We start from the raw sequence: 26,441 nt of genomic DNA, 5'->3' as shown, positions 1-26,441 counted from the left end.
GTTTCTCCTGTGGTCAAGGGCAAGGCTCAGGGCCGGATTCGGCCGGGCAGATCGCGCGGCTGCGGGGCGCGGACCCAGCCAAAGGCCAGTCCCGCCAAGGTTTCTGCACCCGGCAGCTTGCGCAAGCCTGCCTTGACCTGCTCGAACCGCATCACGCCGTCGATGCGCCGGTCGAGAAAGGCGCGCGTGTCGGCATGGTCGGGCGAATGATCGCCCAGCCAGAACAGCACCGTGGCACTGATGACCGCCGACAGGGTGGCCCGCTTTGTGTACCAGTTCACATCGTCGGATGTATCGCCCAGGCCCGTCCAGATCACATCCGCCGTTTCCCAGACCAGGCGTGCGGCAAGGGGCGCGTGCTGCGGCAGGGACAGGGTGGCGGCACCGGCGCGCACCAGTTCGGGATCGACCAGCATCAGCCGGCGCCAGATCGCCTCGGCCACGCGGTCGCGGATGCGCCCGCCCGGCGGGGTCTGGACCATGCTGTCGCGCAGCATCCGGTCGGCACGGCGATGGTAGGCTGCGGCAAGCCCCGCACCGCCATTCGGGAAATGCACCCGCGCCAGATCGCGCGACATGCCCAGATCGCGCGCGCCCGCCATCAGCGCGCGGTCGTTCATCCCGTCGAAGGGCACATGGTTCAGGGCGGCATCCAGCAGCGCCTCGCGGTCGGTTCGTTTCATGAAACAGCCTCCGGTCTGGACAAGGACGCCCTGCCTTGGTAGGGGGGCGCATCCTGCAATCTTGCAACTCTAACCTAGGAAGGTGGTGACAACCACATGCAGGTCAACGTTCGCGACAACAACGTCGAACAGGCGCTTCGTGCCCTGAAGAAGAAACTTCAGCGCGAAGGCGTGTTCCGCGAAATGAAGCTCAAGCAGCATTTCGAGAAACCGTCGGTCAAGAAAGCCCGTGAAAAGGCAGAGGCCGTGCGCCGCGCCCGCAAGCTGGCCCGTAAAAAGGCACAGCGCGAAGGCGCGCTGTAAGGCGACGCGAAGCGTTGTGACAGACAACGCGAGCTGCATTATATGTCAAACCCCCGCAGAGCATTTCTGCGGGGGTTTGCATGCCTAGTTATCGGGTGATTTCACAACGACAGAAATACTGCTGATTGCTTGTTCCTGCATCCTGTGTAACAGTTTTGTAACTTAAGGGGTGCGATGTATGAAAAATGGAACTACTATCGCTGCGGTGGCCGACAAAAGGTGGAGTTTTTCCCTTTCTGCCGTCCTTGGCATCTTTGATCGGCGCGTGACGCGGGGACTGCTGCTGGTCGATGTCCTGCTGATCTTGGTGCATGTCGGCGTTGGCGTTGCTACGGTTGCAGGAGTGATTGGCAAATCCCCCAACGCTTTGCGGATTGATCGCGACTGGGGTATCGGCGAGACGACAAATTATGTGAAATGGCTGTTCCTGATCGGCATAGCATTGGCCTTGAATAGCAGACGGAAACAGCCTGTCTTTCTTGGGATCGCCCTTCTGGGCCTGCTAGCACTTCTGGATGACAGCCTTCAATTGCATGAATATTTCGGTGATGTGATTGCCCCCTCGCTGTTCCCTGAGTTGCCCTTGGGGATTGGCGAAATAATGTTCATGGCCATGGAGGGCATCATAATCGTCCTGGCATTCGCTTACGGCTGGAAACATTCGTCGCCCTCTGCCCGGAGTCAGATGGTTCCCCTTTTGCTGCTGTTCGGAGGGATGATATTCTGCGGGGTCGTGATCGACTTTCTGCATACCTACACGCCAGGAGCAACACGGTTGGAAGACCTGATGGCCATTCTGGAAGACGGTGGCGAAATGATTTTTCTGTCTCTGATGGTTGGTTATGCGGCCGGCCTGCCGTCCCGGCAGCCCCGGACAACCTGACACTTTAGCGTTTCAAATGCCAATCCAGTGCATCGCCTGTTGAGGGCCCTACCAGAGAGCCGTGGCTTTCCTGCGGATAGGGCCGATACAGAACCTCCAACCCTCCAAGGCCCGACAGAATCCGCACAAGGGCTGTCGGATCATGGGGATGGTTCTGCCGTGTACGTCCCGCCTGTGCGATCATCAGCCGGACGCCGGGTCTGATCGTCCCGCCTGCCGCTCTGACGCCTGCAACAAAAGCCGCCGCCTCGCGTTGCGATTCGCCGGCGTTCCACCAGACCGAGGGATCGGCTGCCGCATAACGGGCGAACAGGCCCGGCCGTGACAGCAGCGCGTGAACCACGAACAATCCGCCCAGCGAATGCCCATAGATCGTCATGTCGTCCCGATCCAACGGATAGCGGAGGGCCAGTTCGGGCAGAAGCTGGTCGGCGATCATCGCCAGAAATGCCTCGCGCCCGCCTGTCAGGCGATCGGCGGGCGGGGCGCGATAGAACAGGATGGGGGCGATGGGTTTCATCGCGCGCGATGTCAGGTCGTACCAGCGACGGTTGGCACCTTCGTAGCCGATGGCGAACAGGATGACGGGCGACTGCGCTGCGCGTTCCTGCCGATGCTGCCAGAAATGCGGAAAGGTCGTTGCGCCGTCCAGCGACAGGATCACCGAATAGCCCTGCGCCGGGGGCGGAACGGCAGGCAACCCGACAAGGATACGCCACTGCCTGCCTTCGGGGCCGAAGGCGAAATGACTGGAACGGGGATCTGCCACCTCGGGCGGCGGATCGCGGCGCGGCTGGCCCAGCGCAGATCCCGCCGAGGCGGCGGCCAGCAGGCCCAGCAGGGAACGGCGACCCATCGCCATGTCAGACCGGGATCGCGGTGGTGCGGAACACCGTGCGCAGCGCGAACGACGAATGCATCTGCGCCACGCCCGGCAGCCGGGCCAGATGCTGACGATGGATGCGGGCGAAATCGTCGGTATCCTCGACCACGATCTTGAGCAGATAGTCGGCGGTCCCGGCCATCAGGTGGCATTCCAGCACATCGGGAATGGCGCGCACCCCCTTTTCGAATGCCTCCAATACCTCATCCGTCTGGCCGGACAGGGTGATTTCCACGAAAACCGTGGTCTGGCGGCGCAGACTGCGCGCGTCCAGCAGCGCCACATAGCCGTTGATGACGCCCGCCTCCTCCAGCCGCTGGACCCGCCTGTGGCAGGCCGAGGGCGACAGATGAACGCGCAGTGCCAATTCGGCATTGGTGATTCGCCCCTCTTTCTGAAGAAGGGCAAGGATCCGGCGGTCTATTGCATCAAGATCGGACATGACGCGATATTCTTCGACGCATCCCCGCATTTCCAGCAATTTTTGCCATGCTGGCCTTTGTTCCACAGGCAGCTTCGCAGCACCTTGCTTTCGCGTCATGCCACACTTGCGGCAGCAGGGAAGGATGGAGCCATGAAGATAGGTTGCCCAAAGGAAATCAAGCCGCAGGAATTTCGTGTGGGCCTGACGCCCGCTGCCGTGACCGAGGCCATCGGACGTGGCCACAAGGTGGTGATCGAAACCGGCGCGGGCCTGGGTGCGAGCTTTGCCGACCGGGATTACAGCGACGCGGGGGCCACGATCGCGCCCGATGCAAAGTCCGTCTTCGATACGGCCGAGATGATCGTGAAGGTCAAGGAACCGCAGGCCGCAGAGCGTCGGATGCTGCGCAAGGGTCAGGTGTTGTTCACCTATCTGCATCTGGCGCCCGATCCGGACCAGACACGCGATCTGCTGGACAGCGGCGTCACCGCCATCGCCTATGAAACCGTGACCGATGTACGGGGCGGCCTGCCCCTGTTGGCCCCCATGTCCGAGGTCGCAGGGCGGCTGGCCCCGCAGGTCGGATCATGGGCGCTGCAAAAGGCCAATGGCGGACGCGGCGTGCTGATGGGCGGGGTGCCGGGGGTGCAGCCCGCGAATGTTGTCATCATCGGCGGCGGCGTGGTGGGCACGGCGGCCGCGCGGGTGGCGGTGGGCATGGGGGCAAACGTCACCGTCACCGATCGGTCGGTGCCGCGTCTGTCATATCTTGACGACATTTTCATGGGCCGTCTGACCACGCAATATTCCAGTGCGGCGGCTACCGCCGACCTGATCCGCGTGGCCGACATGGTGATCGGCGCTGTGCTGATCCCCGGCGCTGCCGCGCCGAAACTGGTGACGCGCGACCAGCTTGGCATGATGCGGCCCGGTGCGGTGCTTGTGGATGTCGCCATCGACCAGGGTGGGTGCTTTGAAACCTCGCGCCCGACGACCCACGAAAACCCGATCTACGATGTGGACGGGATCGTCCATTATTGCGTGGCCAACATGCCGGGCGCCGTGGCCCGCACCTCGACCCAGGCGCTGGGCAATGCGACGCTGCCCTTTGTGCTGGCCCTGGCTGACAAGGGCTGGCATCAGGCCGTCAGCGACGATCCCCATCTGCGGGCGGGGCTTTCGACCCATGCAGGACGCCTGACCTCGCGCCCGGTGGGGGAAGCCTTGGGAATCGAGGCGATCACGCCCGACGAGGCCTTGGCGGGGTGACACCCCTCAGGCGCGCGGGTCGCGAGGGTCGGCCCAGATGGCACGGTCGGCCAGAAGATCGCGGATCTGCGCCAGCAGTTCCTCTTGGGTCGGTGCGGCCACCACCTCATCGGGCCTTGGCCGGGTTGCCAGCCGTTGCACGCGGTTGACCGCCTTGACCAGCAGGAAAACGGCCCAAGCAACCAGAAGAAAGTTCAGCACCGCCATCATAAAGGCCCCATAGGCAAGGATCGGCGCCCCGGTGTCGCGGGCAGCCGCAAGGCCAGCCCCCTCGGGCACGGCGATGTCGGTGGGCAGCACGACATACAGGTTCGAAAAATCGACGCCGCCCGTCAGCACGCCCAGGATCGGGGTAATAAGGTCGGTCATCACGGAATTCACGATCGCCGTGAAGGCCGCGCCGATGATGATCCCGACGGCAAGGTCCATGACATTGCCGCGGGCGATGAATTCCCTGAACTCTCGGATCATGGCCACGATTTTCCCTTGCGCGCGTCACGGTGACGCAGGCGCAACATCGGGCCGAACGGGTCGGAAATCAAACCCTGTTCATAAAGGGGAACGAATTTCGGCGTCGCATGGCCCGCCGGCATGGCAGACGGGCCACGCTAGCTTCAGTTGGCAGCCTCGGCCTTTGCCAGTTCGGCGTCGATGACTTCCTTCAACCCCTCCCAGGGCTGGTTCTGGACCTTCTGCTCGCCGATGATGAAGGTGGGTGTCGCCTCGATCTCGTCAGCGGCGGCGTTTTGCTGAAACGTCGTGATCAACTGCTCGGCCTTGGCGGTGTCTTCCCAGCAGGCCGTCATCTGATCTTCGGTCATGCCGGCCTTGAGGCCGATCTTGCGCAGGTTGGCGGCGATCTCCTCGCCCGTGCCGCCGGCCAGCCATTCCTGCTGTTCTTCCAGAAGCATATCCGAAACGGGATAGAACTTGTCGTCGCCGCCGCAGCGCGCCAGCACGCCCGCCCACAGGCCCGGCTGGTCAAAATAGACATCGCGCTGGATGAAGCGGACCTTGCCGGTGTCGATGTATTCCGCCTTGAGGGCCGGAAAGGTATCCTTATGGAAATTGGCGCAATGCCCGCAGGTAAAGCTGGCATATTCGATCACCGTCAGCGGCGCATCCTCGGATCCCAGCGCGATGTCGGGAAGGGTTTCGGACTGAGCGGCAGGGGTATCCTGGGCCATGACGGCAGGCGCCGCAAAGGCGATCGCCAGCGCGGCGGCGGCAGAACGGATCAGCATGGAAAATCCTTTCGGTGGTTCCGGTGTCGTTTGGTTGCGATGTTGGTCGCCAGCCGGGCCATGGCCAAGGCCAGCGCAGGGTCGTCAAATTGCATGGCGATCCGGTCGGCCGCCTCGCGGATTGCCGGATCGGGGGGATCGTTCCGGGACAAGGGGGCCGGGGCAAAGACCGCCTGGCCTTCGGCAAATCCGGTGGCGGCGGTCTGGGTCAGCACGATCCGCTGGATGGCGTTGTATCCATAGCAGGCGTTCACCCGTTCGCGCAGGTGGGGCAACTGCATTTCGACCAGAGGGGCGGCGGGTCCGGTGGTCAGCAGGGTCAGCGTCGCGCCGAATCCCCCCCGGGCATGGCTGATGCGGATGGGCCGCGTCACCGATGCCAGTTGGGGCCCTGCGATCTCTGGCCAATGGGTCAGCAGGCGGGCCACGGCAAAACCCCGGCGCGCGGCCGCATTCTGCACCCGGTCGGCCAGCAGGGTGGCGGCCTGCCGAAAGCCGTGCCGGCGGCGGCTGGCAGGATCCGGGAATCGGTTAGGGTGGCGGTTCTGCGGGTCAGCCATCTTTGCCTGATCGGTCGTTGTCCCCATATCCTTAGTCAGCCGCCGAACATTAGGAAAGTGCGGCGCCGAGACGAGGGATTGATAATTGCGTGACAACCGGGTGATCGCCCCGCAACTGCTGGACTGGTACGACCGCCATGCCCGCGTCCTGCCCTGGCGGGTTCTGCCCTGCCGCGATCAGGACAGCCCCGTGCGCGCGGACCCCTATCGCGTCTGGTTGTCCGAGGTGATGCTGCAACAGACCACCGTCGCCGCAGTGAAATCCTATTTCCATCGTTTCGCCGCGCTGTGGCCCACCGTGCAGGATCTGGCGGCAGCAGACGATGCGCAGGTGATGGCCGAATGGGCAGGGCTGGGATATTATGCCCGCGCCCGCAACCTGCTGGCCTGCGCCCGCGCGGTTGCGGCCATGGGCGGGTTTCCGGACACGCGCGAAGGGCTGCGGGAACTGCCGGGCATCGGGGCCTATACCTCGGCGGCGATCGCGGCGATTGCCTATGACGCGCCGGAAACCGTGGTCGATGGCAATGTCGAACGGGTGGTCGCACGGCTGTTTGCGGTCCAGACCCCCCTGCCGGTCGCCAAACCGGAATTGGTGGCCCTGGCAGAGGCATTGACCCCCCGCGAAAGGCCCGGCGATTACGCGCAGGCGATGATGGATCTGGGCGCCACGATCTGCACCCCGCGCAATCCTGCCTGCGGCATCTGTCCCCTGATCCACGACTGCGATGCCCGTGCCCAGGGCATTGCCGCCAGCCTGCCCCGCAAGGCGCCCAAGGCTGCCAAGCCCGACCGGACCGGCATCGCCTGGGTCGCCCGCCACGGCGAGGCGGTGGTGTTCGAGGAACGCCCGGCCAAGGGCCTGCTGGGCGGCATGCTGGCCTTCCCCTCGGCCCATTGGGACGGGCGCGACCTGCCGCCGCCCGGTGCGGCCGCGTGGCGAGAGATCGGACATGTCCGCCATGTGTTCACCCATTTCAATCTGTCCCTGCGGGTGATGGCAGGCGACCTGGACGCGGCTCCCCGATGGGGCCATCTGGTGCCGCTGAGCCGGATCGACCGCGATGCGCTGCCCGGCCTGATGCGCAAGGTCTGGGATATGGCGCGGGCCGACCTTGCCTCGTGACATCGCGGCATCCCGATTCGTCGTCCCTGAACCTCTTTCGATGCCAGGCGGGGGCGAGCAATTGCAACAAGGGGCGCTGCCGGAACGGCCATCGCCATTGCGGCAAGGGCTATGTCCGCACGATAAGCCTTGTTCCCGGCACCGCCCGCCGGGCGATCCAGATCAGGTCGCGCCGGGCAAAGGCGATACACCCCTCGGTCCCGTATCCCGGCCTGCGCCACTGGTGCAGAAAGATCGCCGAACCGCGCCCCGGAACGGCATCAGGCCAGTTCCAGTCGGTCGTCAGGATCAGGTCATACAGCGGGTCGGACCGCCGCAACCGTTCGTGGCTGGCGGCCAGCGGCGCGCGGGCGTGGTGGTTATAGGCCGGGTGATCGGGCGCATCGCACCACAGATCGCCCGGACCTATGGGCCGCGCCCAGGGGGCGGGCCGCGCCAGCCGGTCGGGACGATACCACAGGCCGGTGATCCGCATCACCCCGGCCGGCGTGGTCCCGTCGCCTTCACGCTTGTCCCGCGTCACGCCCCGCTTGCCGATGCTGCATGGAAACAGGCGCCCCCGGTAGCGCACCCCCTGCGGCGTCAGGACCAGATCGCCGGGCGTCACAGCAGGTGCCCCGACTTGTCGGCCTTGGTGTCCAGATAGGCCGCGTTGAAACGATTGCGGCCAACGACCAGCGGCACCCGTTCGGTCACGCGGATGCCATGGCCCTCCAGCATGGCAACCTTGCGGGGGTTGTTGGTCATCAGCCGGGCCGCCGAAAACCCCATTCGCCGCAGCAGCGCCGCGCCGATGCGGAAATCGCGCTCGTCGTCCTCGAACCCCAGCCGGTGGTTGGCCTGTACAGTGTCAAAACCCTGGTTCTGCAGCGCATAGGCGCGCATCTTGTTGGCCAGCCCGATCCCCCGCCCTTCCTGGTTCAGATACAGCAGCACCCCCTGCCCCGCCTGCCCCATGGCTGTCAGCGCCGCCTGAAGCTGCGGCCCGCAGTCGCATTTCAGGCTGCCCAGCACATCGCCGGTAAAACAGGCCGAATGCAGGCGCGCCAGGACCGGGGCATCGCGGGGCGGGTCGCCGATCTCGATGGCGTAATGCTCCGCCCCCCCATCGTCGGGACGAAAGATGTGCAGGCGCGATTTCTCGGCCGCCAGCAGCGGCAGGTTGGCGGCGGCAACCGGGGCCATGGCGGCCTCGTGCGCAAGCTGGGCCAGCAGCGATCCGGGCGCGATCCGGGTCAGGCCGGGCAAGGGGTCTGCCGCCACCACCAGCACCGCGGGCAGAAGCTGAGCCGATTTCGCCAGCGCCAGCCCGGCCAGATGCGGCGTGGCGTCCCCATCGCGTTCGGTGAACAGCGGCCCCTTCATCGGCGTCATCAGATCGCCCGACGGATCGGCCAGCGCCCGCAGCCAGGCGTGATCCGCGTCCCCCGGCACGATCACCCGGGCCAGCCCGTCGTCATAGGCCCGCGCCTTCAGCGTCTCGGCCCGCCGTTCGGTCAGGGCCAGCACCGGGCGGCCCAAGGCGCGGATGTCGGCCAGACGGGCGGGCCCCAGCGTTTCCACCGCCGCGACCAGATGGCCCCCGATCATCACGGGCAAACCCAGCCGCAGGTCATTGCGCGCCCGCGACACGGTTTCCGCCAGGGTGGGGATCAGGCTCATGAACGGTCCCGGTCATTTGAAACATATTGAAACATAAGCGTCCTTGCCGACAACTCCATGTGAGATTTCCGACATGATGCTGGACGGAATGGCTGCGCCACCCCACTCCTTCACGCAACATGTGACAGGAGGCAACATGCCCGGACTGAAAAAAATCCTGCTGATCGATGACGAGGAAGATCTGCGCGAGGCACTGGCCGAGCAACTGACGGCCACCGACGAATTCGACGTGACCGAGGCGGGCAGCGGCGCGGGCGCCGTCGAGGCCACCAAGGGGGCGCTGTTCGACCTGGTGATCCTGGACGTGGGCCTGCCTGACACCGACGGGCGCGAACTGTGCAAGAAACTGCGCAAGCTGAACGTCAAATGCCCGATCGTCATGCTGACAGGCCATGATACCGATGCGGACACGATCCTGGGCCTGGACGCGGGCGCCAACGATTATGTCACCAAGCCGTTCAAGTTTCCGGTCCTGCTGGCCCGCCTGCGCGCCCAGTTGCGCACGCACGAGCAGTCCGAGGACGCGATCTTCCAGCTTGGACCCTATACCTTCAAGCCGGCGATGAAGATGCTGATCGACCAGAAGGACCGCAAGATCCGCCTGACAGAAAAGGAAACCAACATCCTGAAATTCCTGTATCGCGCGCAGGACGGCGTGGTGGCCCGCGACGTGCTGCTGCACGAGGTCTGGGGCTACAATGCGGGCGTGACCACGCACACGCTGGAAACCCACATCTATCGCCTGCGCCAGAAGATCGAGCCCGATCCCAGCAACGCCCGCCTGCTGGTGACGGAATCGGGCGGGTATCGGCTGGTGGCGTGAGCAGCGCGAAAACGTGCCCCAAGGCCCGGTCTACCGCCGGGCCTTTTTCATGGCAAAGTTCTTGGAGCACACCTCCTGCCGTGTTACATGTAACGAAGCAGGAGGTTCCGATGCCGAACAGCGTATCGACTCGCGTACAGAAACACCGCGACGGCTTGCGGGCAGCCGGCCTGCGCCCGATTCAAATCTGGGTGCCCGATACCCGCCGTCCCGGTTTCGCAGCCGAGTGCCGTCGTCAAGCCGCGATTGCATCCCGGTCCGATGACGCCGATGTCACCCTGAACGATTTCCTGAACACGGCCCTGGACGAAATGGACGGCTGGGATTGAGGCGCGGCGATCTGGTGACGGTCGCGCTTCAGGGCGATTACGGCAAGCCGCGCCCGGCGCTTGTGGTCCAGTCGGATTTCTTTACGGACACGGCTACCGTGACCGTGCTTCTTGTCACCTCGACCCTGATCGATGCGCCCTTGATCCGACTGACGGTGGAACCCTCTGCGGCAAATGGCCTGCGGCTGGCATCCCAGGTCATGATCGACAAGGCGATGACCCTGCGAACGGACAAGCTTGGCCCCTCGTTCGGCCGCCTGGATGATACCGCCATGGTCGAAGTCGGCAGGTCGCTTACGCTGTTTCTGGGCCTGGCAGGCTGATCGCCCAGCTTCAAGTCCCGCGCCGGTTTTTGCTGTGATTGCCGGGAACCGCCCAACCGATTTGGCGTTCACCTCCCGAAGCCCAGTGGCCGGCGGATGCGGCCACACTCTCCCTCCTCTCCCCTCTGATGCCCCGGCGTTTCCCGCGCCGGGGCTTCCCTTGTTCATCCACGCCCGTGCGGCCTGGTCCAGTCCGTATCCGGTCCGACCGGGATGATCCGGTGCGGGTTCACCATGTCATGGCTGAAATAGTAATGCCGCGTGAAATGGTCGGGCCGGACCGTTTCGGCCACGCCGGGCCACTGATACAACTCGCGCGCCCAGCCCCACATCTTCGGATAATCGACGACCCGGCGGCGGTTGCATTTGAAATGCGTGTGATAGACCGCGTCGAAGCGCGCCACCGTGGTGAACAGGCGCCAGTCGGCCTCGGTCAGCCGCTCGCCGGTCAGATAACGGTTCTCGGACAGGATGCCCTCGATCCAGTCCAGGCTGTCGAACAGCGGGTGGACGGCCTTGTCATAGGCGTCCTGCGTGGTGGCGAAGCCCGCCTTGTAGACGCCGTTGTTCACCGTGTCGTAGATGCGGTCGTTCACGGCCTCGATCCGGTCGCGCAGCGCCTCGGGCCAATAGTCGTCGCTGTTGCCGGTGATGCTGTCAAAGGCGCTGTTGAACATGCGGATGATGTCGGCGCTTTCGTTCGACACGATCCGGGCCTGGTCGCAATCCCACAGCACCGGCACCGTCACCCGCCCCGACGCCTGGGGATCGGCGCGCAGATACAGCTTGTACAGATACGGCTCGCCGAACAGCCGGTCGCCGGTGGCGCCGTCGAAGTCGGTGCGGAATTCCCAGCCGTTCCACAGCATATCCGGATGGACAATCGAGACGTCGATGTGATCCGCCAGCCCCTTCAGCGCCCGGAAGATCAGCGCCCGATGCGCCCAGGGACAGGCATAGGACACATACAGGTGGTATCGCCCGCTTTCCGCCTTGAAGCCGCCCTCGCCTGTCGGGCCGGGGGTGGCGTCGCCTGTCACCCAGTTGCGATGCCGCGCCGTGTCGCGGACGAATTCGCCGCCGCTCGACTTGGTATCATACCACTCGTCCTTCCAGACGCCCTCGACCAGTTGGCCCAGGTCCCGCACTCCGTGTGATTCAGGGGCCAACGGGCGGCACAGCCGCCGGGTTTCAGGCGATGGCCTGATCGCGCGTCTCGGTTTTGACCAGCAGCAGGGCCAGCGCCCCCAGCAGCAGCAGGCCCGCAAAGACGCCGATGGCAAATCCGAAGCCCTTGGCAAAGACCACCGCCAGCAGGCTGGGCGCCAGTATCCCCCCAAGCCGGGCCATGGCGCTGGCGGTGCCCATGCCGGTGCCGCGCAAATGGGTCGGGTAAAGTTCGGGCGTGAAGGCATAAAGCGCGCCCCATGTGCCCAGCAGCGCAAAGCTCATCAGGATCAGCGCGCCTGCAACCATGGCCGTGCCGCTGGCCACCGCAAACAACGCGCAACCCACGGCGCTGAGCAGCAGGAATCCCAAGAGCGTCGTGCGCCGCCCCACAGCCTCGACCCCCCAAGCGGCAAGCGCATAGCCCGGCACCTGCGCCAGGGCCAGCACCACCAGGAACGCATAGCCGCGCACAAAGCCGAAGCCCTCGGTGGCAAGCTGTCCGGGAACCCAGACGAACACCCCGTAATAGGACAGCGACACCAGGAACCACACCGCCAGCACCCCCATGGTCCGGGTCCGCAGCAGTTCGGAAAAGATCGAGGTCTCGGCCCCGGTCGGCACTTGCGCGGGAACCAGAACGGCCTGGGCCGGCAACGCCTGCGCGCCATTGGTCACCAGAATCCGGTCGATCACCGCCCGCGCACCCGCCTGATCGCCCTTGCGGATCAGGTACATGGGCGATTCAGGCACCCATAGCCGCAGAACGATGCCGATCACGGCGGGAAAGGCCGCTACCGCAAAGATCCAGCGCCATGGATCAACCGCCCCCTGCGTCGCGGCAATCCAGGCCGTCACCGCCACGACGATGGTGCCGATTGCCCAGAACCCCTCCAGCCAGACCAGCCAGCGGCCGCGGTTCCGGGGCGGCAGAAACTCGGCCATCATCGCGTAATCGACGGGCAAGGTGCCGCCCACCGCCATGCCGGTCAGGAACCGCAACACAAGCAGCATCGTGAAGTCCTGCGCAAAGACCGATGCAAAGCCGAAGACCGCATCCATTGCGACGGTCAGCACCAGGATGTTGCGCCGCCCGATCCGGTCGGCGATCCGGCCAAAGGCGAATGCGCCCAGAAACATCCCGGCAAAGAACACGGTGCCGATCTGAAAGGCCGTCACACGCTCGATCTCGAAGGTGGCCGCGACAGAGGGAGCCGCAAAGCCCACGGCGATAACCTGCATCGCGTCGGCGGCCCAGACCAGACCGAAGATACCCAGAAGCCGCCATTGGAACCGCCCCGCCCCGCCCCGCGCCAAAGCCTCGTCGATCGTCAACTGCATGTTTCCCCCCTGGCCTTGCCGGATGGCATTGCTTAGCGGCTGTTTCCGGCCTCCCCAAGCCAAGATCGCAGGGGCACGGCATTTTTCCTGCCCCTGCGTCAACTCGACACGCCCGAACAGCCTTGTTAGGGTCCGCCCGCCAAAGGAGCCTGCCCATGTTCACCGTCGCCACCTGGAACATCAACTCGGTCCGCCTGCGCGAAGGACTGGTTGCCCGTTTCCTGCGCGAGGAATCGCCCGACATCCTGTGCCTTCAGGAATGCAAGTCGCCGGTGGACAAGATCCCCCTCGATCAGTTCCGGGCGTTGGGCTACCGCTGGATCGTGGCGCGCGGACAAAAGGGCTACAACGGCGTGGCGATCCTGTCGCGGCTGCCGATCACCGATGCGGGCGATCGCGATTATGCCCGGCTGGGCCATGCCCGCCACGTCAGCGCGCGGCTGGAGAATGGCGTGACCGTCCACAACCTGTATGTGCCGGCGGGCGGCGACGTTCCCGACCGCACGGTGAACGAGAAATTCGGGCAAAAGCTGGATTTCGTGGCCGAGATGCGCGACGTCTTCCACGCCGACCGCCCGCAAAGATCGATCCTGGTGGGCGACCTGAACATCGCCCCGCGCGAGGATGACGTCTGGTCGCACAAGCAGATGCTGAAGATCGTCAGCCACACCCCGGTCGAAGTCGATCACCTGCTGGCGGCCCAGGACGCGGGCCGATGGGTGGACATAACCCGTCAGGACATCCCGTCCGGGCTTCTTTATTCATGGTGGAGCTATCGCGCCAGGGATTGGGACACCGCCGACAAGGGTCGTCGCCTGGACCATGTCTGGGCCAGCGCCGACATTGCCGGGGCCGCCCATGCCAGCCGCATCCTGCGCCCCTGCCGAGGCTGGGACCAGCCCAGCGACCATGTGCCCGTGCTGGCCAGCTTCGATCTCTAGGCGCGTCCCTTTGGCCTGAGGCATCCCACCGGAGTCCGGCAGGGGGTCCGGGAAATTTGGGGTTCCCCGGCTTTGGCGACCCGAAACAACCCTTCCCCTGCGGCGCGGCAACCCCCATATTGTCGCCAACCGTTTCGACCCGAACCATCTGGGAATCCCATGACCATGCTTTTCGACACTGCCGACGCCCCCAAGACCGCCGACTTCATCAAGGACGTGACCGAGGCGAATTTCATGGCCGAGGTGGTGCAGGCGTCCATGCAGGTGCCGGTGATCGTGGATTTCTGGGCGCCGTGGTGCGGGCCGTGCAAGACGCTCGGCCCCCAGCTCGAGGCCGAGGTCGCCCGTCACAAGGGGCGCGTCCGCATGGCCAAGGTGAACGTGGACGAAAACCAGATGATCGCCGCACAACTGCGCGTTCAGTCGATCCCGACGGTCTATGCCTTCTTTCAGGGCCAGCCGGTCGATGCCTTCCAGGGCGCGGTTCCGCAAAGCCAGGTCAAGCAGTTCGTGGACAAGCTGGCGGCGCTGTCGGGCGACGACGGCGGGCTGGCCGAGGCGCTGGCCGCCGCCGAACAGATGCTGGAGGAAGGCGCCTTTGCAGACGCCGCCGAAACCTTTGCCGCCATTGCTGCGGAAGATCCGGCCAGCGCCGAGGCATGGGCCGGCGTCGCGCGAGCCCATCTTGCGGCGGGCGATCCCGACGCCGCGCAGGCGGCGCTGGACAGCATTCCTGCCCCCGCCGCCGCCAGCGCCCCGGTCGAGGCCGTGCGCGCGCAGTTGCATCTGGCCCGCCAGGCCGCGAATGCCGGGCCTCTGGCCGATCTTCAGGCCCAGGTCGATGCCCGGCCCGACGATCAGCAGGCGCGGCTGGACTATGCTCAGGCCCTGCATGCCGCCGGCCGGGTCGAGGAGGCCATCGATATCCTTCTGGACAGCTTCCGGCGCGACCGTGATTGGAACGAGGGCGCGGTGAAGGCACAGTTGCTGACCATCTTCGACAGCCTCAAGCCCAACGATCCGCTGGTGCAAAAGGGCCGCAGGCGGTTGTCCTCGTTGATCTTTGCCTGATCATGCTGTTTCGGTTCGACCTGCCTTCGCGCATCCCGCTGTTCCCCCTGACAGGGGCCGTGCTGATGCCGCGCGCGCGGATACCCCTGCATGTGTTCGAGCCACGCTATCTCCAGATGCTGGACGACACGCTCAAGACCGATCACCGGCTGATCGGCCTGATCCAGCCCGAGGGCGCCGAGGCGACCGGCGGCCTGGCCGCCATCGGCTGCGCGGGGCGGGTGGTGTCCTTTTCCGAAACCGATGATGGCCGGCAGATGATCTCGCTCCGCGCGATCTCGCGGTTTCGGCTGATCGAGGCGAAACAGGGTTTTACCCCCTATCTCGTGGGCGAGGTCGACTGGTCCTCGTTTACCCGCGATCTTCGGGAAAACGAGAATGACCCCGCCATGGACCGCGAGGCGCTGTTTGCGCTGTTGCGCCGCTACATGGCCGCGCACGACCTGTCCACCGACTGGGATGCCGCGGCCGAGGCCCAGGACGAGGCGCTGATCAACTCGCTGTCCATGGTGTTGCCTTTTTCACCGGGCGACCGGCAGGCGCTGCTGGAAAGCCCGACCCTGGCGGACCGGCGCGAGTTGCTGCAGGGCCTGATCGAGTTCGCCCTGCATGGCGGCGACAACGAGGAACGACTGCAATGAACCGACCCGATCATTCCGGGGCCGAGCCCCCCGGTTTCGACCGTCACATGCTGGAATCGCTGGTCTGTCCCGTGACCCACGCCACGCTGTCCTATGATGCCGCGCGTCAGGAACTGGTGTCGCGGGCGGCAGGTCTGGCCTTTCCGATCCGCGCGGGCATTCCCATCATGCTGGTGGGCGAGGCCCGGCAGATCAAGGCCGACTGAATGGTGGCGCAATCCGAAGACCATGTCGCGATCCGATACGGCCAGCCCCCGCGCCTGCCTTTGTGGGTCAGGGGTGTGATCATCCTGTGCTGCACCATGCAGGGACTGGCGATCACGGCCGACCTGATGGGCTGGCCGATCTTTCGGCAGGCGCTGACCTTTCTGGGCGGGTTCTGGTCGGCGATCCTCTGGGCGGGACAGGGCCTTTTTCCGGGCCATCCCCTGACGATGTTCGTGACCTACGGCTTTCTTCATGCCGGGCTGCTGCATCTGGGCATGAACATGCTTTCGCTGGTGGTGCTGGCACGGGAACTGAACCGGCTGATCGGGGCGCGGCGCATGGCCTTGGTCTATGCCGTGACGCAGGTCGCGGCGGCCCTGCTGTTTGCGGTGATGACGCCCGCCGGGGGGCCGATGGTCGGGGCATCCGGCGCGATCTTCGGGCTGGCCGGCGCGCTGGTGGGCTTTGCCGCCGTGACCGGCTGGCGCCGCCGCCGGCCCTTGGGCCAGTTGTGGCGTGGGGTGGCGCTGATGGTGGGGCTGAACGTGGTGCTGACGATCCTGATGCCCGCGATCGCGTGGGAGGCGCATCTGGGCGGCACCTTGGCCGGGCTGCTGATGGGCGCTGCGATGGCCCTGGGCGGCGGGCGGCGCCCTTCAGCCTTCTGAGTCCGCTGCGGCCTCGTCCGGCGACTCGCCCTGGGCGTCGGCGGCGAGGCGACGCAGGTTCTGGCGGAACGGCTCGGCCGGTGCGGTCAGCAGTCCGGCCGCGGTGTCGCCCGGATGATTGGCCAGATGGTCGGCAACGATGCGATGACCGATCCCGGTCCCCGTTCCCCGGCGAAGATCCCCCTTGCCCCCGAACCACCGGGGGTGGTCGTAATCGCGCCGCGCCCATTCGTTCATGGCCTGCCGCATCGCCCCCTGCGCGGGCCTGACGGTATCGACGGCGTCAGGCCCGCCGCCCGTGACCTGCACCAGAAAATGCCCGGCCAGCCCCTCGCTGACCAGAACCTCGCCCAGCGACCTGCCATAGCCCGGTCCGTCCTGGCGGATCAGATGCGCCATCTGCCGGACCAGCGCACGGGTGAATGCGGTGGGATCGAAGCGGTCGGGGGTCACTGCGACCTCGATCACGCCGGGCGCCGGGGAATGTCCCTGGATCGCGCCGTCGGCGGACCGGTCATGATGCGCGCGGATGACGAGATCGAAATCGGGCAAGGCGGCATGGTCCGAGGCACGGGCAACCGCGTCCCGGCTGGCCTGCCGGGCTTCGGACAGGACAGGCGTCAGGGCGTGGCGGGCGTTCAGAAGGTGGATATGCCAGAGGGTCATTGTGATGAAATCATATAGATTGACTTAACAGATTTCCAGCAATCAACCCTGTCGAAACTAACCGTCATATCTCAGGATTTCATGGATGCTGCCGCGATCCATGCCGGGAGATCTGGAAAACATCTGGTGCAATACTGCATAATGCGATCAAAAATATACTGATCGCCCGATTCGTGTGTGCCGAGACAAAGATAATAATTCCTACTACAATGCTTTGCAAAAATTATCCATTCTCCTGTGATTTTTTTTTCTTCTGCTCTTTTCTGGATAGGTTCATGGCTAATCCGGTAAGCCAGTTTTTCTATCATTTCTTTAGTAATTACCGGCTGCGATGGATCAAAAATCTCTTGTACCATGCGTTCTAATCCGTTTTTCCCAATGCCAGACGGATATTTCGAGGAACAAATCGAGCGGAGAAATAGTGCTTATGCCACAGGCCCTTTAATGGTGAATTTTTAAATTGCGTTGCTGCTTTTGTGTTTCCAGATAGTTCGTCTTCCTCTAAGCTCTTCATGGACGCCAGCACTTCTTGGGGAGCAATTCCGGATATCATGTTTAAAACACACATATCAAGAATAATCAAATCGGAAACGCGAGATGAAATCTCCTTCTCCAAGTAAAACTGCCGAAAAGCATCTAACTGTTGATTAGAGACGGCAATTTCACGACCTTCCATTGATGCAATCCATTGCCTCTCCTCTTTATCGTCAGACATACTAACCTCACACCTCGGGCACCAGCACCTCGCGCTTGCCCACGTGGTTCGCGGTGCTGACGACCCCCTGCTCTTCCATCTGCTCGACCAGGCGTGCGGCCTTGTTGTAGCCGATGGCCAGCTTCCGCTGGATATAGCTGGTGGAACACTTGCGGTCCTTGGCCACGATCATCACCGCCTGATCGTACAGGGCATCGTCGCTGCCGTCGCCGCCAAGGCCAAGGATCGCGTCGATGTCGTCTGCCTTTTCATCCTCGACCCCCTCGACCACGCCCGACTTGTAGGACGGGGGCCCGAAGGATTTCAGATGCGTCACGACCTCCTCGACCTCCTCGTCGCTGACGAAGGGGCCGTGGATGCGGGTGATCCGCGCGCCGTTGCCCATGTACAGCATGTCGCCCTGGCCCAGCAGTTGTTCGGCCCCCTGTTCGCCCAGGATGGTGCGGCTGTCGATCTTGGACGTGACCTGAAAGCTGATCCGGGTCGGGAAGTTCGCCTTGATGGTGCCGGTGATCACATCGACCGAGGGCCGCTGCGTCGCCATGATCAGGTGGATGCCCGACGCGCGCGCCATCTGCGCCAGACGCTGGATGCAGGCCTCGATTTCCTTGCCCGCGACCATCATCAGGTCGGCCATTTCATCGACGATCACGACGATATAGGGAAAGGTCTCGGGCTTGAACTCCTCGGTCTCGAACACCGGCTCTCCGGTATCCTCGTCAAAGCCGGTCTGGACGGTGCGCTTGAACATCTCGTTCTTGGACAGCGCCTCGCGGACGCGGGTGTTATAGCCCTCGATGTTGCGCACCCCCATCTTGGACATCTTGCGGTACCGCTCCTCCATTTCCGACACGACCCATTTCAGGGCGACCACGGCCTTTTTGGGATCGGTGACGACGGGGGACAGCAGGTGCGGGATGCCGTCATAGACCGACAGTTCCAGCATCTTGGGGTCGATCATGATCAGCCGGCATTCGTCGGGCGTCAGCTTGTAGAGCAGCGACAGGATCATGGTGTTGATCGCAACCGACTTGCCCGACCCGGTGGTGCCCGCGATCAGCAGGTGCGGCATCTTGGCCAGGTTCGCCACGACCGGATCGCCGCCGATGTCCTTGCCCAGCGCCAAGGGCAGCGGCTGGGTGCCATCGCCAAAGGCGCGGGAGGCCAGGATCTCGCGCAGCAGGACCTTTTCGCGCCGGGCGTTGGGCAGTTCGATCCCGATCACGGTGCGGCCCGGCACGGTGGACACGCGCGCGGACAACGCCGACATGGATCGCGCGATGTCGTCGGACAGGCCGATCACGCGGCTGGCCTTGAGGCCCGGCGCCGGTTCCAGTTCATAGAGCGTCACGACCGGACCGGGACGAACCTCGGTGATCTGGCCCTTGACGCCATAATCGTCCAGCACCGCCTCCAGCAACCGGGCATTCTCGGTCAGCGCCTCCTCGGATACCGGGGGCTTGTCGCTGGCCGAGGGCGCCGTCAGCAGGGCCAGCGGCGGACGTTCGTAGCGGACCGGGTCATCCTCCTGGGGCAAAGCCAGGGGGGCGTCTTGCGCGTGGCGCGGCAGAGGGGTCGGCTTGTTCAAAGACAGCGTCGCAGAACCGTCCTGCGGCGCAGGGGTTTGCGACGGGACGGGCGCCGGCGGGTGCACGCCTTCGCGCGACAGCCGGGCGGCTACGGCGGCCAGCACCGAGGGCTTGCCCGAACGGGTGCGGATCGCGTCGCTGATACGGCCGCTGACCTCCTCGGCCGAGGGGGCGCCGCCGTCGTAATCGGCGTCCCGTTCGATCAGTTCGGGTTCGGGCAGGTCCTCTTCCAGTTCAAAGACAGGCATCGCAGGCTTGCGGCGGGCGGTCACGGTCGGCTGCGGAACCGTCTCGGGGGCGATCCTTGTGTCTCGGCGCGCGGACAGCCGCGACCGCAATGCCGCCGAGGCTCCGACACCGCGGCCCGTGGCCTTTACGGCCAGACCGCGCGCCGTCAGCAGCCCCGTGACAAAGCGCCGCCACAGGATGCGCAGCTCTCCGCGCTCGAAGCCCAGCACGAATGCGGTCATCACCACGGTGCCCAAAGCCACGATCAGGCCCGCGATGCGGATGCCGACCTGTGCCTTGACGGGCATCAGGTTCAGCATCGCGCCCATGATCATGTCGCCGAAATGCCCGCCCAGGCCATAGCTTTGTTCCCAGTTTTCGCCCGGCACTAGCGTGCTGCAATAGACCGAGGTGAGCGCCACCGCGATGGGGGTGAACAGCGCCCGCATGAACCGGTCCTCGCCCCGGTGCAGCATGAAACGCAGCCCCCAGACCAGCAATGCCAGCACCAGAATCCAGGCGCCAAGACCCGCGATCATCATCAGGGGAGAGGCGATATAGGCCCCGAAGCTGCCCAGCCTGTTCTGCGCGGGGGCGTCGGTCGCGGACAGAAAGCTGGGGTCGTCAGCCGACCAGCTTCCCAGGATCAGGGCGATCACGATGCCCAGCACGATCAGCCCGGCGCCCAGCCCCTCCTTGCCGCGCCGTTCAAGCGCCGCCCGGGTGGTCTGGTCGAACAGGGGATCGCGGTGTTTCGCCTGCCAGCTTGCCATGGTGTTCAACCTTCCCCGTCCGTCATTCCGTCATAAAGAACCGCGCGCAGCCGTCGCAGCGCCGCTTCGGTTTCCGCAGCATCCGCCACCAGAGCCACGCGGACAAAGCCGCGGCCCGGATTGAACCCGTCCACCTCGCGCGAAAGATAGGCACCGGGCAGGACCTGGATGCCCGCCCGGGCCCACAGCGTCCTTGCCGCCTCCTCGCCGTCCTCCACGGGCAGCCACAGAAAGAACCCGCCTTGAATGGGACGGTATCCGGGCACGTTGCCCAGCACCCGGTCTGCGATCGCATATTTCTGCTGATACAGCGCGCGGCTGGCTATCACATGCGCCTCGTCGCGCCAGGCGGCCTCGCTGACGGCCTGGGAGGGCAGCGAAAGCGGCGCCCCGGCATAGGCACGCAGGCGGCGAATCTGGGCGATATTTGCCGGGCTGCCCGCCACGAAGCCCGATCGCAGGCCCGGCAGGTTCGAACGCTTGGACAGCGAATTGAAGATCACCACCCGGTCCGCCAGCCCCATGTCGGTGGCAACCGCCAAGGCACCCGGAGGTGGCGCGTCGCGCCAGATTTCCGAATAACATTCGTCGGCAAAGACCAGAAAGTCGTGCCTGTCGGCCAGCGCGATCAAACGCTCCAGATAATCGCGATCCGCAATCGCCCCTTGCGGATTGGCGGGCGAACACAGATAGGCGATGGCCGTCCGGTCCAGAACCGCGGCCGGCAGGGATGCGTAATCGGGCAGATTACCGGTTTCGGGTGTCGCAGGCACAAAGACGGGTTCGGCGGACAGGGCGGCCGCGGCGACCGCATAGACCTGATAAAAGGGGTTCGGGATCAGGATAACAGGCCGCGCACCGTTCTTTCGTTCAGGACACAGCGCCAGGGCCGCGTTGAACAGCCCCTCGCGCGTGCCGTTCAGCGCCATGATCCGGTCGGGCATCACGTCAAGGCCATAGCGCGCGGACAGCCAGCCGCTGACCGCCTCCAGCAGCCCCGGCGTGCCTTCGTTCGCCGGATATTTCGCGAATCCGCCGATATGTGCGGCCATCACCCCGGCCACGAAATCGGGCATGGCATGGCGCGGCTCGCCGATGGTCAGGACCGCCGGAGATTCGCCGTCGTTCAACCCAGGGTTGATGCCTGACAACAGCGCCCGCAGCCGCGGAAACGCATAGTCCGGCAGGTTCGAGAACCGCTCGGGGATTGCCATTCTGCCTCGCTTTCGGGATCTCGGGCCCCGTTTTCCACAGAAAACACTATCGTGAACGCGCCGGTGCGTCCAGCAAAAGCCGGGCCTTTCCGCTGGGCAAAAATGTTTTTGGGACGGATGGGCCGCAGGCCAAGAAAAGGCTGAGAGTCCGCTGCCCGGCGCATCCCGCCCTGTCTAGGCCACCGCAAGAGCCGATTCGACGCCCGCAGCGATGCGCAGCAGATGCAGATCCCGCCCTGCATGGCCCATGACCGAAATTCCGCAGGCCCGATGCCCGGTAGGCAGCGTGCAGACGGGCAGACCCAGCAGATTGCCGATGCGGGTGTTGCGCAGCGTCAGCAGGTTGGCGCGGACGAATTCGGCCCCGTCCTCCAGCAGCCGCGCGGCGTTCGGGGGCATGATGGGCACCGTGGGCAGCAGGATCGCGTCATGGCCTGCGGCGACCTCCTTGACCCATTTTCGCCGGATGCGGACCAGACTTTCCCATGCGGCGACGTAATCGGGGGCGCCGACATCCCCCCCGCCGCGGAACCGTTCCAGAATCGGCGTCCACATCAGTTCCGGCGCATCCTCGATCTGGGCGCGCCAGATGCCATAGGCCTCGGGGGCATAGAGCGCAGGCGACAGCGGCATCGCCCGGTCCACCCAGTCCGACGACCGCCGCACGATCTGCGCCCCCGCGCGGGCCAGCCGATCCACCGCATCCTCGAAAGCGGCGACAGGGCCTTCCTCGGCCTCGGCAAAGGGCACGCCGTCCAGCACCATCAGCCGCAGCCCTGCAACATCGGCACCGGCCAAGTCGGCAGATCTGGCCCCGGCCATCAGCGCAAGCAGTTCGGCGCAATCCTCGACGGTGCGGGCGATGGGGCCGACCACGTCGAACTTGCGGCACAAGGGCACGACGCCCTTTTCCGGCAGCGCATCATGCGTGGGCTTGAAGCCCACAAGATCGTTCCAGGCGGCAGGCACCCGGATCGAGCCGCCCGTGTCCGACCCCACCGCCGCCGCCGCCAGTCCCAGCGCCACCGACACCGCCGCGCCCGAGGACGATCCGCCGGGCGCAAGATCGGGGTCAAGCGCGTTGGGCGGCGTGGCGGTGCGGGGATTCAGTCCCAGTCCGGAAAAGGCCAGTTCGGTCATGTGGGTCTTGCCCAGCAGGATGGTGCCCTGCCGCGCGGCACGCGCCAGGACGATGGCATCCTTTCGCGGCACCCGCCCTTCCAGCAGCCTCGATCCGGCCTCGGTTACGGTGCCGCCGCTGTCGATGTTGTCCTTCCAACTGATCGCCACGCCGTCCAGCAGTCCACGGCGCTGTTCCAGCTTGGCCCGGTCATGGGCGGCAACAGCCTCGGACCGGGCGCGGTCGGGCGTGGTGCGCGCATAGATGCGTTCGCCATCCGGATGGGCCTTGATGGCTGCCAGATAGGCCTCGGTCTGGTCCAGGGGGTCCAGAAGGCCCGCCATGATTGCGCGGCCTTGCTGGGCTGCCGGGACGCGCCGCCAGTCCATGCTCAGAAATCCACCGCGAGGCCGTTCTTTTCGTAATCGCCGAAACGCACGGGTTCCGGTCCGTCGCGGCCGCCGTATTCCCTGGGCAAGGGCTGCGCAGCGGCGGCGGCCTTGCGGCGTTCGGCGGCCTCGGCCAGGGCACGCTGGGCGGCGGGGGGCAGAGCGGCCCGGTTCTTCGGCAGCAGATCGGTCATGGCAAGAGTCCCCGTTTGGACGTAAGGGTCACGGTCAGTCTTTCAGCGGATTTAGGCAAAGGAAAGCGATTTGGCAAAGCATGGCGTGGATTTGGCGCGCTTGGGCGCATTGCGGCTGCTGGCGGGGGTCAGGGACGGGCTGTCGCTGTCCGATCAGGCTGGTGCGCTGAAGGCGCTGGCGCCCGCCGACCAGGCCCGCGCCGGTCGCCTTGCTGCCGCCGTGCTGCGACACCATGACCGCGCGGATACGGTGATCGCGGCCTATGTCAGCCGCAGGCCCACCCCGGCGGTGGCCGACATCCTGCGTCTGGCAGTGGTGGAATTGCTGGAACTGGACGGCGCCCCGCACGGTGTCGTCGATGCGGCGGTCAGCCTGACGCGCGGACTTGGACAAAAAGGGCAAGCGGCCTCCGGCATGGTGAATGCGGTCTTGCGCAAGGTTGCGGTCCATCAGGGCTGGGCCGGCCTGCCACCGCAGCCGATGCCCGCCTGGCTGCGGGGGCCCGTCGCCGACGCCTGGGGCGAAAGCGCGGCACAGGCCATCGAGATCGCGCATCAGGCGGGCGCGCCGCTGGACCTGACGCCCAAGCCGGGAACTGCGGTCGAGGGCGCCGAAGTGCTGCCCACCGGATCGCTGCGCATCCACGGGTCCGCACAGGTATCCGCCCTGCCCGGCTTTGCGGCGGGTGAGTGGTGGGTCCAGGACGCCGCAGCCGCCCTGCCCGCCCGACTGTTGGAACCCCGACCGGCGGAGCGCATCGCCGATCTCTGCGCCGCTCCGGGCGGCAAGACCCTGCAACTGGCCGCGGTCGGCGCACAGGTGCTGGCCGTGGATATCAGCCCCGCCCGCCTGAACCGTGTGGCAGAAAACCTGCGCCGCTGCGACCTTGCCGCCGAACTGGTCACGGCCGATGCCCTGGATTGGCGTCCCGATGCACCGCTGGACGCGGTCCTGCTGGACGCGCCCTGTTCGGCCACCGGCACGATCCGACGCCATCCCGACCTGCCCTTTCTGCGCGACGGGTCGGGGGTTCCGGCCCTGGTGGATCTGCAATCGCGGCTGATCGACCATGCGCTCTCGCTGCTGCCGCCGGGGGGACGGATGGTCTATGCCGTTTGTTCGCTCTTGCCCGATGAAGGCGAAGCGCAGCTCGAGGCGGCCTTGACCCGCCATCCGGGCCTGATGGCAGAAACCCCCGTCCTGCCCGGGATCGAGCGATCCTGGATCACGCCTGGGGGCGGCTTGCGCACCCGACCGGATTTCTGGCCCGAGCGGGGGGGCATGGACGGGTTCTTCATGATGCGGCTGCGCAAGCCGGGATAGGGTGAGAAAGACCTGGCCGAACGCCGCGCGGGGTGCTGGACCTTGGCCGGCAGGGCGGTTATTGGGCGCGAACCCAGATGCGAGGCCCTCATGTCCCGTCCCGTGCCGATCAGACGCGCGCTGATTTCCGTTTCCGACAAGACCGGTCTGATCGACTTTGCGCGCAAGCTGGACGCGCGCGGGATCGAGATCCTGTCCACCGGCGGCAGCGCCAGGACGCTGCGCGAGGCGGGGCTGACGGTGGTGGACGTGGCCGATGTGACGGGCTTTCCCGAAATGATGGATGGCCGCGTCAAGACGCTGCATCCGGCGGTCCATGGCGGGTTGCTGGCGCTGCGCGACAATGCCGAACACCTGGCCGCGATGGAGTCCCATGGCATCGGTCCCATCGACCTGCTGGTCGTCAACCTGTATCCGTTCGAGGAAACCGTGGCCCAGGGCGCCGGATACGACGACTGCATCGAGAACATCGACATTGGCGGCCCTGCGATGATTCGGGCGGCGGCCAAGAACCACGGTTTCGTCACCGTGATCGTGGACGTGCAGGATTATGGTGCCCTGCTGGCGGAACTGGACAACAATGACGACCGCACCACGCTGGCCTTCCGCCAGCGGCAGGCGCAGATCGCCTATGCGCGTACCGCCGCCTATGACGCCGCAGTCAGCACCTGGCTGGCCGACGCCATCGGCGAGGCCACACCGCGCCGCCGCGCCTTTGCGGGCACTCTGGCGCAGTCCCTGCGCTATGGCGAGAACCCGCACCAGCAGGCGGCCTTCTATGTGACGGGGGAAAACCGTGCCGGTGTCGCCACCGCAAGACAGTGGCAGGGTAAGGAACTGTCCTACAACAACATCAACGACACCGACGCGGCCTTTGAACTGGTCGCGGAATTCGATCCCGCTGCTGGCCCGGCCTGTGCGATCATCAAACACGCCAACCCCTGCGGCGTGGCGCAGGGCGCGACCGGGCTGGACGCCTACAGGCGGGCCTATGACTGCGACCGCACCTCGGCCTTTGGCGGCATCGTTGCGCTGAACCGGACCCTGGACGGCGCCACGGCGGAAGAAATCGTGAAGATATTCACCGAGGTCGTGATCGCCCCCGATGCCGACGAGGATGCCAGACGCATCTTTGCCGCCAAGAAGAACCTGCGCCTGCTTACCACCGGCGGCCTGCCCGATCCGCGCGCGCCGGGGCTGGCCTTCCGGCAGGTCGCGGGCGGGTTCCTGGTCCAGGGCCGCGACGATGGCCGTGTCAGCCCGTCCGATCTGAAGATCGTCAGCGACCGCCAGCCATCGGAAACGGATCTGGCCGATATGCTGTTCGCCTGGACTGTCGCCAAGCACGTGAAATCGAACGCCATCGTCTATGCCAAGGACATGGCGACCGTTGGCATCGGCGCGGGCCAGATGAGCCGCGTTGACAGCACCCGCATCGGCCGGCGCAAGTCCGAGGACATGGCCGAAACGCTTGGCCTGTCCCAACCCCTGACGATCGGCGCGGTCGTCGCCTCGGACGCCTTCTTTCCTTTTGCCGACGGCATCGAGGCCCTGGCCGAGGCAGGCGCCCGCGCTGTGATTCAGCCCGGCGGGTCCATGCGCGACGACGAGGTGATCGCCGCCGCCAACCGTCTGGGCCTTGCCATGGTCTTTACCGGCCAGCGGCATTTCCGGCACTGAC

Annotated in this window: 31 protein-coding genes; 14 read left to right on the top strand and 17 right to left on the bottom strand. The window is 65.5% G+C overall.

Annotated elements, in window-relative coordinates; genetic code table 11:
* Positions 1-26 precede the first annotated feature (26 nt).
* Positions 27-683, bottom strand: coding sequence for a COQ9 family protein (locus EYE42_RS04215; RefSeq protein WP_130990060.1), 657 nt, complete (start codon positions 681-683; stop codon positions 27-29).
* Between the two features lie 96 nt (positions 684-779).
* Between EYE42_RS04215 and rpsU the strand changes: the two genes are divergently transcribed.
* Together rpsU and EYE42_RS04205 are read left to right on the top strand one after the other, a co-directional pair.
* Positions 780-986 (top strand): 30S ribosomal protein S21, encoded by a 207-nt coding sequence (gene rpsU, locus EYE42_RS04210; RefSeq protein ID WP_081994671.1) that lies wholly within the window; start codon positions 780-782, stop codon positions 984-986.
* 178 nt (positions 987-1,164) lie between these two features.
* Positions 1,165-1,869 (top strand): hypothetical protein, encoded by a 705-nt coding sequence (locus EYE42_RS04205; protein ID WP_130990059.1) that lies wholly within the window; start codon positions 1,165-1,167, stop codon positions 1,867-1,869.
* A 4-nt stretch (positions 1,870-1,873) separates the two neighbouring features.
* Here EYE42_RS04205 and EYE42_RS04200 read toward each other — a convergent pair whose 3' ends face one another.
* Positions 1,874-2,725 carry an alpha/beta hydrolase gene (locus EYE42_RS04200; RefSeq protein WP_246020575.1) on the bottom strand — a complete coding sequence of 284 codons (852 nt, stop codon included), beginning with the start codon at positions 2,723-2,725 and terminating at the stop codon, positions 1,874-1,876.
* A gap of 7 nt (positions 2,726-2,732) precedes the next feature.
* Positions 2,733-3,194 (bottom strand): Lrp/AsnC family transcriptional regulator, encoded by a 462-nt coding sequence (locus EYE42_RS04195; protein ID WP_130990057.1) that lies wholly within the window; start codon positions 3,192-3,194, stop codon positions 2,733-2,735.
* Positions 3,195-3,326: 132 nt separating this feature from the next.
* Between EYE42_RS04195 and ald the strand changes: the two genes are divergently transcribed.
* Positions 3,327-4,445, top strand: coding sequence for an alanine dehydrogenase (gene ald / locus EYE42_RS04190; RefSeq protein WP_130990056.1), 1,119 nt, complete (start codon positions 3,327-3,329; stop codon positions 4,443-4,445).
* A gap of 6 nt (positions 4,446-4,451) precedes the next feature.
* Here ald and mscL read toward each other — a convergent pair whose 3' ends face one another.
* From mscL to EYE42_RS04175, 3 genes are all read right to left on the bottom strand, one after another.
* Positions 4,452-4,916 (bottom strand): large conductance mechanosensitive channel protein MscL, encoded by a 465-nt coding sequence (mscL, locus tag EYE42_RS04185; protein WP_130990231.1) that lies wholly within the window; start codon positions 4,914-4,916, stop codon positions 4,452-4,454.
* Positions 4,917-5,059: 143 nt separating this feature from the next.
* Positions 5,060-5,689: a DsbA family protein gene (locus tag EYE42_RS04180; RefSeq protein ID WP_130990055.1), complete on the bottom strand. Its 630-nt coding sequence runs from the start codon at positions 5,687-5,689 to the stop codon at positions 5,060-5,062.
* A complete protein-coding gene (locus EYE42_RS04175; RefSeq protein ID WP_130990054.1) occupies positions 5,683-6,249 on the bottom strand; it encodes a DUF721 domain-containing protein in 567 nt (188 codons plus the stop codon). Before EYE42_RS04175 ends, EYE42_RS04180 begins: the two co-directional genes overlap by 7 nt.
* Positions 6,250-6,334: 85 nt before the next feature.
* Here EYE42_RS04175 and EYE42_RS04170 point away from each other — a divergent pair, with 85 nt between their 5' ends.
* Complete coding sequence (locus tag EYE42_RS04170; protein WP_130990053.1) at positions 6,335-7,375, top strand: A/G-specific adenine glycosylase; 1,041 nt, start codon at positions 6,335-6,337, stop codon at positions 7,373-7,375.
* A gap of 109 nt (positions 7,376-7,484) precedes the next feature.
* On the opposite strand, the gene EYE42_RS04165 is transcribed toward EYE42_RS04170, so the two are convergent.
* Together EYE42_RS04165 and ribA are read right to left on the bottom strand one after the other, a co-directional pair.
* Positions 7,485-7,982 carry a L,D-transpeptidase family protein gene (locus EYE42_RS04165; RefSeq protein WP_170309492.1) on the bottom strand — a complete coding sequence of 166 codons (498 nt, stop codon included), beginning with the start codon at positions 7,980-7,982 and terminating at the stop codon, positions 7,485-7,487.
* Positions 7,979-9,037, bottom strand: coding sequence for a GTP cyclohydrolase II (gene ribA, locus EYE42_RS04160; protein ID WP_130990052.1), 1,059 nt, complete (start codon positions 9,035-9,037; stop codon positions 7,979-7,981). The genes EYE42_RS04165 and ribA overlap by 4 nt, the downstream gene beginning before the upstream one ends.
* Positions 9,038-9,173: 136 nt before the next feature.
* On the opposite strand from ribA, the gene EYE42_RS04155 reads away from it, so the two are divergent.
* The 3 genes from EYE42_RS04155 (at position 9,174) to EYE42_RS04145 (ending at position 10,512) form a co-directional block, all read left to right on the top strand.
* Entirely contained in the window at positions 9,174-9,860 is a 687-nt protein-coding gene (locus tag EYE42_RS04155) for a response regulator transcription factor (RefSeq protein WP_130990051.1), read from the top strand.
* A 110-nt stretch (positions 9,861-9,970) separates the two neighbouring features.
* Positions 9,971-10,189, top strand: a complete 219-nt coding sequence (locus tag EYE42_RS04150; RefSeq protein WP_130990050.1) for an antitoxin MazE family protein — start codon at positions 9,971-9,973, stop codon at positions 10,187-10,189.
* Positions 10,186-10,512 carry a type II toxin-antitoxin system PemK/MazF family toxin gene (locus tag EYE42_RS04145; RefSeq protein WP_130990049.1) on the top strand — a complete coding sequence of 109 codons (327 nt, stop codon included), beginning with the start codon at positions 10,186-10,188 and terminating at the stop codon, positions 10,510-10,512. Before EYE42_RS04150 ends, EYE42_RS04145 begins: the two co-directional genes overlap by 4 nt.
* A 164-nt stretch (positions 10,513-10,676) precedes the next feature.
* Here EYE42_RS04145 and EYE42_RS04140 read toward each other — a convergent pair whose 3' ends face one another.
* Together EYE42_RS04140 and EYE42_RS04135 are read right to left on the bottom strand one after the other, a co-directional pair.
* Entirely contained in the window at positions 10,677-11,651 is a 975-nt protein-coding gene (locus EYE42_RS04140) for a glutathione S-transferase family protein (protein WP_130990229.1), read from the bottom strand.
* Positions 11,652-11,703: 52 nt separating this feature from the next.
* Entirely contained in the window at positions 11,704-13,020 is a 1,317-nt protein-coding gene (locus EYE42_RS04135; RefSeq protein ID WP_130990048.1) for an MFS transporter, read from the bottom strand.
* 155 nt (positions 13,021-13,175) lie between these two features.
* Here EYE42_RS04135 and EYE42_RS04130 point away from each other — a divergent pair, with 155 nt between their 5' ends.
* The 5 genes from EYE42_RS04130 to EYE42_RS04110 all read left to right on the top strand — a co-directional run bounded on the left by EYE42_RS04130 (position 13,176) and on the right by EYE42_RS04110 (position 16,548).
* Positions 13,176-13,961 (top strand): exodeoxyribonuclease III, encoded by a 786-nt coding sequence (locus EYE42_RS04130; RefSeq protein WP_130990047.1) that lies wholly within the window; start codon positions 13,176-13,178, stop codon positions 13,959-13,961.
* A 159-nt stretch (positions 13,962-14,120) separates the two neighbouring features.
* On the top strand, positions 14,121-15,032 hold the full coding sequence (gene trxA / locus EYE42_RS04125) for a thioredoxin (RefSeq protein ID WP_130990046.1): 912 nt from the start codon (positions 14,121-14,123) through the stop codon (positions 15,030-15,032).
* 2 nt (positions 15,033-15,034) lie between these two features.
* Positions 15,035-15,673: an LON peptidase substrate-binding domain-containing protein gene (locus EYE42_RS04120; RefSeq protein ID WP_130990045.1), complete on the top strand. Its 639-nt coding sequence runs from the start codon at positions 15,035-15,037 to the stop codon at positions 15,671-15,673.
* The gene (locus EYE42_RS04115) at positions 15,670-15,879 is read left to right on the top strand and encodes a Trm112 family protein (RefSeq protein WP_130990044.1); all 210 of its coding nucleotides are present in this window, start codon (positions 15,670-15,672) and stop codon (positions 15,877-15,879) included. Before EYE42_RS04120 ends, EYE42_RS04115 begins: the two co-directional genes overlap by 4 nt.
* Positions 15,880-16,548, top strand: coding sequence for a rhomboid family intramembrane serine protease (locus tag EYE42_RS04110; protein WP_130990043.1), 669 nt, complete (start codon positions 15,880-15,882; stop codon positions 16,546-16,548).
* Here EYE42_RS04110 and EYE42_RS04105 read toward each other — a convergent pair.
* From EYE42_RS04105 to EYE42_RS04075, 7 genes are all read right to left on the bottom strand, one after another.
* A complete protein-coding gene (locus EYE42_RS04105; protein ID WP_130990042.1) occupies positions 16,537-17,214 on the bottom strand; it encodes a DUF2268 domain-containing putative Zn-dependent protease in 678 nt (225 codons plus the stop codon). The two genes, EYE42_RS04110 and EYE42_RS04105, sit on opposite strands and share 12 nt — an antisense overlap.
* A 71-nt stretch (positions 17,215-17,285) precedes the next feature.
* Positions 17,286-17,570, bottom strand: a complete 285-nt coding sequence (locus EYE42_RS04100; protein ID WP_130990041.1) for a hypothetical protein — start codon at positions 17,568-17,570, stop codon at positions 17,286-17,288.
* A 5-nt stretch (positions 17,571-17,575) separates the two neighbouring features.
* Positions 17,576-17,929 (bottom strand): hypothetical protein, encoded by a 354-nt coding sequence (locus tag EYE42_RS04095; protein ID WP_130990040.1) that lies wholly within the window; start codon positions 17,927-17,929, stop codon positions 17,576-17,578.
* A 7-nt stretch (positions 17,930-17,936) separates the two neighbouring features.
* Entirely contained in the window at positions 17,937-20,519 is a 2,583-nt protein-coding gene (locus EYE42_RS04090; protein WP_130990039.1) for a DNA translocase FtsK, read from the bottom strand.
* Positions 20,520-20,524: 5 nt separating this feature from the next.
* Entirely contained in the window at positions 20,525-21,733 is a 1,209-nt protein-coding gene (locus EYE42_RS04085) for an aminotransferase class I/II-fold pyridoxal phosphate-dependent enzyme (protein ID WP_130990038.1), read from the bottom strand.
* A gap of 174 nt (positions 21,734-21,907) precedes the next feature.
* Positions 21,908-23,242: an amidase gene (locus tag EYE42_RS04080; RefSeq protein ID WP_130990037.1), complete on the bottom strand. Its 1,335-nt coding sequence runs from the start codon at positions 23,240-23,242 to the stop codon at positions 21,908-21,910.
* A gap of 2 nt (positions 23,243-23,244) precedes the next feature.
* Positions 23,245-23,436 (bottom strand): DUF1674 domain-containing protein, encoded by a 192-nt coding sequence (locus EYE42_RS04075; RefSeq protein ID WP_130990036.1) that lies wholly within the window; start codon positions 23,434-23,436, stop codon positions 23,245-23,247.
* A gap of 70 nt (positions 23,437-23,506) precedes the next feature.
* Here EYE42_RS04075 and EYE42_RS04070 point away from each other — a divergent pair, with 70 nt between their 5' ends.
* Together EYE42_RS04070 and purH are read left to right on the top strand one after the other, a co-directional pair.
* Positions 23,507-24,760 carry an RsmB/NOP family class I SAM-dependent RNA methyltransferase gene (locus EYE42_RS04070; RefSeq protein ID WP_130990035.1) on the top strand — a complete coding sequence of 418 codons (1,254 nt, stop codon included), beginning with the start codon at positions 23,507-23,509 and terminating at the stop codon, positions 24,758-24,760.
* A gap of 90 nt (positions 24,761-24,850) precedes the next feature.
* Entirely contained in the window at positions 24,851-26,440 is a 1,590-nt protein-coding gene (gene purH, locus EYE42_RS04065; RefSeq protein ID WP_130990034.1) for a bifunctional phosphoribosylaminoimidazolecarboxamide formyltransferase/IMP cyclohydrolase, read from the top strand.
* Position 26,441: the final 1 nt, after the last annotated feature.

The organism is Paracoccus subflavus (assembly GCF_004310345.1).
In the GTDB taxonomy this organism is placed as follows: Bacteria; Pseudomonadota; Alphaproteobacteria; order Rhodobacterales; family Rhodobacteraceae; genus Paracoccus; species Paracoccus subflavus.
The sequence above is the reverse complement of the archived record's forward strand: the minus strand, read 5'-3'. Positions and strand labels throughout refer to the sequence as shown.

Coding starts and splice junctions, on each gene's coding strand:
- EYE42_RS04205 (WP_130990059.1), top strand. CDS start 1,165: ATGAAAAATGGAACTACTATCGCTGCGGTGGCCGACAAAAGGTGGAGT.
- EYE42_RS04075 (WP_130990036.1), bottom strand. CDS start 23,436: ATGACCGATCTGCTGCCGAAGAACCGGGCCGCTCTGCCCCCCGCCGCC.
- EYE42_RS04110 (WP_130990043.1), top strand. CDS start 15,880: ATGGTGGCGCAATCCGAAGACCATGTCGCGATCCGATACGGCCAGCCC.
- rpsU (WP_081994671.1), top strand. CDS start 780: ATGCAGGTCAACGTTCGCGACAACAACGTCGAACAGGCGCTTCGTGCC.
- EYE42_RS04115 (WP_130990044.1), top strand. CDS start 15,670: ATGAACCGACCCGATCATTCCGGGGCCGAGCCCCCCGGTTTCGACCGT.
- trxA (WP_130990046.1), top strand. CDS start 14,121: ATGACCATGCTTTTCGACACTGCCGACGCCCCCAAGACCGCCGACTTC.
- EYE42_RS04130 (WP_130990047.1), top strand. CDS start 13,176: ATGTTCACCGTCGCCACCTGGAACATCAACTCGGTCCGCCTGCGCGAA.
- EYE42_RS04095 (WP_130990040.1), bottom strand. CDS start 17,929: ATGTCTGACGATAAAGAGGAGAGGCAATGGATTGCATCAATGGAAGGT.
- EYE42_RS04090 (WP_130990039.1), bottom strand. CDS start 20,519: ATGGCAAGCTGGCAGGCGAAACACCGCGATCCCCTGTTCGACCAGACC.
- EYE42_RS04175 (WP_130990054.1), bottom strand. CDS start 6,249: ATGGCTGACCCGCAGAACCGCCACCCTAACCGATTCCCGGATCCTGCC.
- EYE42_RS04100 (WP_130990041.1), bottom strand. CDS start 17,570: ATGGTACAAGAGATTTTTGATCCATCGCAGCCGGTAATTACTAAAGAA.
- EYE42_RS04200 (WP_246020575.1), bottom strand. CDS start 2,725: ATGGGTCGCCGTTCCCTGCTGGGCCTGCTGGCCGCCGCCTCGGCGGGA.
- EYE42_RS04135 (WP_130990048.1), bottom strand. CDS start 13,020: ATGCAGTTGACGATCGACGAGGCTTTGGCGCGGGGCGGGGCGGGGCGG.
- ribA (WP_130990052.1), bottom strand. CDS start 9,037: ATGAGCCTGATCCCCACCCTGGCGGAAACCGTGTCGCGGGCGCGCAAT.
- EYE42_RS04120 (WP_130990045.1), top strand. CDS start 15,035: ATGCTGTTTCGGTTCGACCTGCCTTCGCGCATCCCGCTGTTCCCCCTG.
- EYE42_RS04215 (WP_130990060.1), bottom strand. CDS start 683: ATGAAACGAACCGACCGCGAGGCGCTGCTGGATGCCGCCCTGAACCAT.
- EYE42_RS04180 (WP_130990055.1), bottom strand. CDS start 5,689: ATGCTGATCCGTTCTGCCGCCGCCGCGCTGGCGATCGCCTTTGCGGCG.
- EYE42_RS04155 (WP_130990051.1), top strand. CDS start 9,174: ATGCCCGGACTGAAAAAAATCCTGCTGATCGATGACGAGGAAGATCTG.
- mscL (WP_130990231.1), bottom strand. CDS start 4,916: ATGATCCGAGAGTTCAGGGAATTCATCGCCCGCGGCAATGTCATGGAC.
- EYE42_RS04195 (WP_130990057.1), bottom strand. CDS start 3,194: ATGTCCGATCTTGATGCAATAGACCGCCGGATCCTTGCCCTTCTTCAG.
- EYE42_RS04150 (WP_130990050.1), top strand. CDS start 9,971: ATGCCGAACAGCGTATCGACTCGCGTACAGAAACACCGCGACGGCTTG.
- purH (WP_130990034.1), top strand. CDS start 24,851: ATGTCCCGTCCCGTGCCGATCAGACGCGCGCTGATTTCCGTTTCCGAC.
- EYE42_RS04085 (WP_130990038.1), bottom strand. CDS start 21,733: ATGGCAATCCCCGAGCGGTTCTCGAACCTGCCGGACTATGCGTTTCCG.
- EYE42_RS04080 (WP_130990037.1), bottom strand. CDS start 23,242: ATGGACTGGCGGCGCGTCCCGGCAGCCCAGCAAGGCCGCGCAATCATG.
- EYE42_RS04105 (WP_130990042.1), bottom strand. CDS start 17,214: ATGACCCTCTGGCATATCCACCTTCTGAACGCCCGCCACGCCCTGACG.
- ald (WP_130990056.1), top strand. CDS start 3,327: ATGAAGATAGGTTGCCCAAAGGAAATCAAGCCGCAGGAATTTCGTGTG.